Origin of the sequence: uncultured Faecalicoccus sp., assembly GCF_944325745.1 — a bacterium.
Classification (GTDB): domain Bacteria; phylum Bacillota_I; class Bacilli_A; order Erysipelotrichales; family Erysipelotrichaceae; genus Faecalicoccus.
On record NZ_CALVBG010000076.1, the window covers coordinates 1 to 5064 of the forward strand.

Here is a 5064-nt window from a genome sequence, read left to right on the forward strand (position 1 = left end):
CCCCATTGGATTCCTGTTAAAGTATCGTAGATCTTCTGGGTCAATTCACCCGTTTTGAAATCATTGATCGTTACGATATCTCCCTTAAAGTATAATTCTCCAATCGGACTGATAACAGCAGCCGTTCCTGTTCCCCAAGCTTCCTGCAAGCGGCCGTCGTGTCCGGCTTTCATTAAGTCATCGATCGCAAAATGTTTTTCTTCTACTTTGTATCCCCAATCGCGTAAGATATGCAAAATGGAATCACGAGTGACACCAGGAAGAACCGTTCCGTCCGTAGGTGCGGTGATGATCGTATTATCCACTTCAAACATGACATTCATCGACCCTACTTCTTCAACATATTTACGGTGCACGCCATCCAGCCATAAAACTTGTGTATAGCCTAATTCTTCAGCTTTCACTTGTGCAGCCAAGCTGCCGGCATAGTTTCCACCACATTTTGTGAATCCGGTACCTCCGACAGTTGCACGAACATATTCATCTTCTACATAGATCTTTACCGGATTGACACCTTCCGGATAATAAGCACCTACTGGAGAACAGATCACAATAAATTTATAAGAGTTTGCAGGGTGTACACCGATTGCTTTTTCCGTGGCGAACATATAAGGACGAATATATAAAGATTCACCTTCTCCCGTTGGAATCCAATCTTTTTCGATGCGAACCAATTCTTCTACCGCTTGTACAAAATCTTTTTCTTCAATGATCGGCATGCTCAACCGCTTGTTTGAATTGATAAAACGACGAGCGTTCATTTCCGGTCTAAACAATAAGACTCTTCCATCTTTGGCTTTGTACGCTTTCATTCCTTCAAAGGTCTCTTGTGCATAATGCAGCACCATACTGGCAGGGTCAAATTCGATTGGTCCATAGGGAACGATGCGGGCATCATGCCACTTTCCGTCGTCATAATCCATGACAAACATGTAGTCGGTTTCGTATTTTCCGAAGCCTAAAGCGCCAGTTGGTTTTTCTTTTAAAACCTCTCTTTTTTCAAAACGGATTTCCATATTGATTCCTCCTTTATACTGGAAATATAAAAAGCCTTTCTGTCAGAAGGCCTAGGGCCCTAAAGAGACGAAAGGCATTTTCCGCGGTACCACTCTTTTTCATTCATAAGAATGCACTTATGAGATCTGCGATCTCTGTCTTTTTAACGGCGACTCCCGTCCACGCCTACCTTTCGGCATGGCCGCTCCCTGGTGATATTCTCATGACTTTTTCATGCTTTGCACCCACCAGCAATTCTCTAAAGAAAAGAAGTCATGGAACTTGTCCATTTCAAAGCGTTTTATTGATTCCATCTCTCAACAAAGAGATTATCCTAACATCATACGGTCATTGGCGAACTCTTCACCGCTGGCCTCTTCAAATTTCTTCAACAAATCAGAAACATGAAGATTTTTCTTTTCCTCTCCAGAAACATCATAGATGATCTTTCCCTCATGCATCATGATCAAACGATTCCCGATATGGATCGCATCCTGCATGTTATGCGTAACCATCAATGTTGTCAGTTTTTGTTCGTTGACGATCTCATTGGTCAGATCCAATACTTTTTTCGCAGTTCTCGGATCCAAAGCCGCTGTATGCTCATCCAAAAGCAACAACTTTGGTTTGATCAACGTAGCCATCAACAAAGTCAAAGCTTGACGCTGTCCGCCAGATAAAAGCCCAACTTTAGATGTCATGCGATCTTCTAAGCCTAAGCCGAGACGTTTGAGTTGCTCATGGAAAACTTCTTTTTCTTTTGGTGTAATTCCCCATTTCAGCCCTCGTTTTTTTCCTCGGCGGTTGGCCATAGCCAAGTTTTCCTGAATTGCCATATCTGCAGCAGTTCCTAACATCGGATCTTGAAACACACGGCCAATCATCTGCGCTCTTTGAAATTCTGCCTGTAATGAAATATTCTTTCCATCAAGATAAATCGTGCCGCAGTCGATAGGGTACACGCCGGCAACCATATTCATCAATGTACTTTTACCGGCACCATTCCCGCCGATAATGGTAATAAAATCGCCGTCATCTACTTGCAGATTCAACTGATCCAACGCTTTTTTTTCATTAACAGTACCCGGATTAAAAGTTTTCGACACATTTGTGATCTTTAACATGTTTACTGCTCCTTTCCGGTCAGCTTCTTATACATGGAAAGCTGTTTTTGTTTATTCATAACGATTGGCACTGTCAAGGCAACCGCTACTAAAATCGCCGTAAGAAGTTTTAAATCATCGGTATTCAGGCCCATCTGCAAAACCACCGCAACGATCACACGGTAAATGACAGAACCTACCACAATGGAAGTGAGTCGCGTACCGAAAGCTCCCTTATGGCCAAAGATCACTTCGCCGATCACGATGGAAGCCAAACCAATCACGATGGCTCCGATTCCCATACGGACATCGGCATAACCTTGCTGCTGGGTTACCAAGGCTCCAGAAAGAGCAATCAAGCCATTTGAGATCATTAATCCTAATGTTTTGGTGACATTGGTATTGACTCCTAAAGCGCGAACCATCTGTTCATTGTTTCCTGTAGCGCGAATACTGGAACCGATCTCCGTTCCAAAATACCAATACAGGGCAACGATCACTAACACCGTTACAATCAAACCAACGATCAACACGACCCAGTTTGAAGACAATCCGGTCAACTCCTCCAGTTGCCCAAATACATTGTCATACTGTAACAGAGGCGTATTGGAACGACCCATGATTCGTAAATTGATCGAATACAATCCGATCTGTGTCAAGATCCCGGCCAAAATGGCAGGAATATGACATTTTGTATGGAGTACCCCCGTGATCAAGCCGGCAATAAAGCCAGCGATCGTACTCAAGATCAAAGCGATGATCGGGTTGACCCCATTAACGAGACAAACAGCGCACACAGCTCCTCCGGTCGCAAAGGAACCATCCACTGTCAAATCGGCAATATCTAATAATCGGAAGGTGATATAAACACCCAGGGCCATCAATCCCCAGAGAATCCCCTGGCTCAAAGCCCCCTGCATAGCTAAAACAATACCCATGATATTACGAAGCCGTTTCTATCATTTCGGCATCAGCAAACTCTTCCGGAATGGTGATGCCTAATTCTTCCGCAACCGTTTTATTGATCGTTAAAACACAATCTTCTGCACTTAAATATTCGATTGGCATCTCTGCCGGTGATTTTCCGTCTTCTAAGATTGCCACCGCTTGTTCGGCCGCCATCTCTCCTAAACGGTAGTAATCAATTCCATAAGTCGCAAGACCGCCATTGGAAACCATACCGCTTTCCCCAACGATACAAGGAATTCCATTGGCATTGGATACTTGCGCTACCGCTGACATTCCTTCTGCCAATAAATTATCGGTAGGAATGTAGATCGCATCCACTTTACCGATCAAAGATTCCGTAACTTGCTGGATCGAACTTGAATCCGCCACCGTAGCTTCTTCCCATTCGATACCGGCTTCATCTAAAGCTTTTTCTGCCATCTCTGCCTGGATCTTGGAATTATCTTCACTGCTGCAATACATGACCGCAACTTTCTTCGCATCCGGAAGCAGTTGTTGCAACAGATCGATCTGTTCTTCAACAGGAGTCAGATCGCTGACACCGCTGACATTCCCGCCAGGGGCTTCATTATCTTTTACGATACCAGAAGCTGCCGGATCGGTGACCGCATTGACCAGGATCGGAATGTCACTGGTTGCCTGCGCTACACTTTGAGCGGCCGGGGTCGCGATGGCATAGATCAAATCATCACCATCGTTAACGAACTTATCCGCAATTGTTTTACAGTTTGACTGATCGTTTGAAGCGTTCTGATAATCAAAAACCGTATTCTCTTCGGTATATCCTGCTTCTTCCAATCCATCCATAAATCCTTCATAAGCCTGGTCCAACGCTGGATGCTCTGCCAGTTGGATGATTCCTATTTTCGTCGAATCATCGGATTGTCCTCCTCCAGAACATGCCACTAAAGAAAGGGCAGTTACAGAGGCCAATCCGATTTTAAATAGCTTATTCATAATCTCTTCCTCCAAATTTGTAAACTATATTTTTTATTTTAGACTTTCAAACAATGTAAGTCAATGTAACACAATGAAACTTTCTGATTTTTTTTACATTTGATATGATACAATGGTAAATATTTCAAAGGAGAGAAGAAAATATGAAACTCACGATCCCTGAAGATTACAACCCTGTGCTCAGCGTTCGCCAAACACAGGAAGCCATCAAATACATTCGCGATACTTTTCAACATGAATTTGGAAAAGAGATGAACTTGCTGCGGATCTCAGCCCCCCTCTTTGTGGAGAAAAGCTCTGGTCTCAACGACGATTTAAACGGAACCGAAGAGCCGGTGCATTTCACCATGAAAGAGATGCAGGAAGAACGGATCGAAGTCGTTCATTCTTTAGCCAAGTGGAAACGATTTGCTCTAAAACAATACGGTTTCCAGCTTCATGAAGGTCTTTATACAAATATGAACGCCATACGAAAAGACGAAGAGCTGGACAATCTGCACTCTGCCTATGTTGATCAATGGGATTGGGAAAAAATCATTGCCAAAGAGGAACGCACCGAGAATGTTTTAAAACAACACGTTCGCACGATTTTTAAAATCATCAAACACATGGAGCACGAAGTTTGGTACAAGTATCCAACCGCCGTTAATCATCTTCCTGACCAGATTCATTTTATTACCAGCCAAGAATTATTAGATCGTTATCCGAATCTAGAACCTCGCCAACGAGAAAATGAAATTGCGAAAGAGCTTGGATGCGTTTTTATTATGAAGATAGGCGGAAAGCTTTCCAACAATAAAAAACACGATGGCAGAGCCCCCGATTATGACGATTGGGAACTGAATGGAGACATTCTTTTCTGGTATGAGCCTCTGCAATGCGCTTTAGAGATCTCAAGCATGGGAATTCGTGTCGACGAAGATTCCTTGGTCAAGCAATTAAAAATCGAAGGAAAAGAGGACCGGCTCCAATACCCTTTCCATAAAGCAATCGTAGACCGAAAGTTGCCTTACACGATCGGAGGCGGAATCGGCCAATC

The 5064-nt window shown here is 43.5% G+C and carries 5 protein-coding genes and 1 other annotated feature; of the genes, 1 reads left to right on the forward strand and 4 read right to left on the reverse strand.

Annotation, left to right across the window (positions count from 1 at the left end):
• The 4 genes from Q0J48_RS06490 to Q0J48_RS06505 form a co-directional block, all read right to left on the reverse strand.
• A partial coding sequence (locus Q0J48_RS06490; RefSeq protein ID WP_296242671.1) for a branched-chain amino acid aminotransferase occupies window positions 1–1016 on the reverse strand: 1016 nt, incomplete at its 3' end.
• A gap of 60 nt (window positions 1017–1076) precedes the next feature.
• Window positions 1077–1300 (reverse strand) — a binding site (T-box leader).
• Window positions 1301–1325: 25 nt separating this feature from the next.
• Window positions 1326–2120, reverse strand: a complete 795-nt coding sequence (locus Q0J48_RS06495; protein ID WP_296242673.1) for an ABC transporter ATP-binding protein — start codon at window positions 2118–2120, stop codon at window positions 1326–1328.
• A 2-nt stretch (window positions 2121–2122) separates the two neighbouring features.
• The gene (locus Q0J48_RS06500) at window positions 2123–3037 is read right to left on the reverse strand and encodes an ABC transporter permease (protein WP_296242674.1); all 915 of its coding nucleotides are present in this window, start codon (window positions 3035–3037) and stop codon (window positions 2123–2125) included.
• Window positions 3038–3041: 4 nt separating this feature from the next.
• On the reverse strand, window positions 3042–4025 hold the full coding sequence (locus Q0J48_RS06505; protein WP_296242677.1) for an ABC transporter substrate-binding protein: 984 nt from the start codon (window positions 4023–4025) through the stop codon (window positions 3042–3044).
• Window positions 4026–4168: 143 nt separating this feature from the next.
• Here Q0J48_RS06505 and asnA point away from each other — a divergent pair.
• A partial coding sequence (asnA, locus tag Q0J48_RS06510; protein ID WP_296242680.1) for an aspartate--ammonia ligase occupies window positions 4169–5064 on the forward strand: 896 nt, incomplete at its 3' end.

Bases quoted from the DNA above. Each gene is read 5' to 3' on its own strand.
- Q0J48_RS06495 (WP_296242673.1), bottom strand. From the start codon at position 2,120: ATGTTAAAGATCACAAATGTGTCGAAAACTTTTAATCCGGGTACTGTT.
- Q0J48_RS06500 (WP_296242674.1), bottom strand. From the start codon at position 3,037: ATGGGTATTGTTTTAGCTATGCAGGGGGCTTTGAGCCAGGGGATTCTC.
- Q0J48_RS06505 (WP_296242677.1), bottom strand. From the start codon at position 4,025: ATGAATAAGCTATTTAAAATCGGATTGGCCTCTGTAACTGCCCTTTCT.